2 protein-coding genes and 2 pseudogenes are annotated in these 1556 nt (G+C 37.7%); 1 reads left to right on the top strand and 3 read right to left on the bottom strand.

All coding sequences use genetic code 11. The features are described 5' to 3' along the window. A partial coding sequence (locus FC82_RS04525) for a hypothetical protein (protein WP_056996327.1) occupies positions 1–240 on the top strand: 240 nt, incomplete at its 5' end. Here FC82_RS04525 and FC82_RS04520 read toward each other — a convergent pair. From FC82_RS04520 to FC82_RS17380, 3 genes and pseudogenes are all read right to left on the bottom strand, one after another. Beyond that, positions 230–1051: pseudogene (locus tag FC82_RS04520) on the bottom strand (Fic family protein). The gene FC82_RS04525 and the pseudogene FC82_RS04520 sit on opposite strands and share 11 nt — an antisense overlap. A gap of 50 nt (positions 1052–1101) precedes the next feature. Continuing rightward, positions 1102–1299, bottom strand: coding sequence for a hypothetical protein (locus FC82_RS04515; RefSeq protein ID WP_054762704.1), 198 nt, complete (start codon positions 1297–1299; stop codon positions 1102–1104). A gap of 155 nt (positions 1300–1454) precedes the next feature. Then, positions 1455–1556, bottom strand: a pseudogene (locus tag FC82_RS17380) (replication initiation protein RepA); the annotation flags it as partial.

The following is a 1556-nucleotide window of genomic DNA, read 5'->3' as shown; positions in this document are numbered from 1 at the left end:
CGTTTAAAACAAAAAATTGAGCGGGAAGATTTTAAATTACGGCAATCTAAATACTACGAAAATCGGCAAGCCCGCAAAGCCCGTTCTCGCCGATTAATTCAAAAAGGGGCTTTGCTCGAAAAATACTTTCAAGATGATAATCTCTCGGTTGAACAAACCGAAGATCTTTTAAAAATATTTGCCGATTACGTTAATGCCCATAAACCAAATAAACTCAAAAACGATCAACCTAATAACTAGGCCGATCGTTTTTATTTTCTGGATCATTTTTGGGCTTGATTTCTGGGTTCTGATCCGCAAAATCTTTTAACTGTTTTTAAATTCTTTTACTAGTTTTGTCTTTAACTGATTTAAGCGCTAAGTTTGCTCTAATTTGTAATCCTTGAATGCCATTGTCATATGTCCACCGTTTAATTTTAGCCATGTCATTAGTCTGATAATAATTGGCAATTAGTTCGTTCCATTGATCCCACTTATCTAATGGGATATTAATTAAACCAGCGCCACCGTCAATCATAATTTTATTGGCACTTAAAGTTGCCGTCCTTTTGTTCCCGTCCCAAAAGATTTGTTGGCGCATATTATGATACATGACAGTCAATGCTTTATCAGTAATCGTCGTTCGTGGATCAGCCAAGATTTTTTGTAAAAAGGATTGTTCTTGTTTTTCGTTAATTAAAGGTGGTTCAAAAAAGTCTTCACTACCTAAATCAACTCCTCCTTTCCCTTGCCGTAATTCTCCCGGTATTAAGGCGTCTTCCGCTGCCACAATCTTGTTGATTTGTTTTTCTATGGTTAACGTTAAAGGGGAATTTTGAGCAGTGATATATTGCCACCCACGCTTTAAATTAACAATCGTCAAAACATCTTCAACAGGTACTCCTGCTACGCTCATACCGTCCATAATAGTTTGTGTTTGTGGCAAAGTGGTATTAACGCCTTCAAAACGAGCATTAGTATGCACTAACTTGGTAAAGTTTGCTCGGGCAAACCGTTGGTTTTCTGCAGCTGTGAATTTATACTTGTCCATATATGTTCGAGTTTTAGCCATATTTTGTGCCTCCTTTCTATTTCAGTCACTGATTATTTGACCTGTCCATGTTAAATCACAAAATGCTTTTCGTTGATAATTTGCTCTTGGCGTTTATCTAAGAGGTAAGTGTGTAACGCGTCAAACAGCTTGCGTTTATCAGGATCTGGATTATATGCCGCTTGTTCCCAAATGTCTTGAATATTGACTGCCCAGGGGTCAGCCAACAATTGATCAATTGTTTCGATTTCTTTGCTGGGTTTGGTCATTTAAAAAGCTCCTATCCCGTTTTTCTAGCTCAGCTATCGTCAATTCGGCCACTTAAGGCACCTATTTTTACTTCTAAGCGATTTTAAAGCAGTTTTAATATAATTATGCATGTAACACTTAAAACGGCTTAAATGAGTCCATATGACGTTTAATTTCAAGCACGCTCATTGTCAGTGTTCTGTTCTTCGGGGTGTTTGGCCGCATATTCTCTAGCCGCTTGTTTATTCCACCAAACGCCAAATAGGTTTTGCATGGT

The sequence above is a fragment of the Secundilactobacillus collinoides DSM 20515 = JCM 1123 genome, from assembly GCF_001435975.1.
In the GTDB taxonomy this organism is placed as follows: Bacteria; Bacillota; Bacilli; order Lactobacillales; family Lactobacillaceae; genus Secundilactobacillus; species Secundilactobacillus collinoides.
The sequence above is the reverse complement of the archived record's forward strand: the minus strand, read 5'-3'. Positions and strand labels throughout refer to the sequence as shown.

Coding starts and splice junctions, on each gene's coding strand:
- FC82_RS04515 (WP_054762704.1), bottom strand. CDS start 1,299: ATGACCAAACCCAGCAAAGAAATCGAAACAATTGATCAATTGTTGGCT.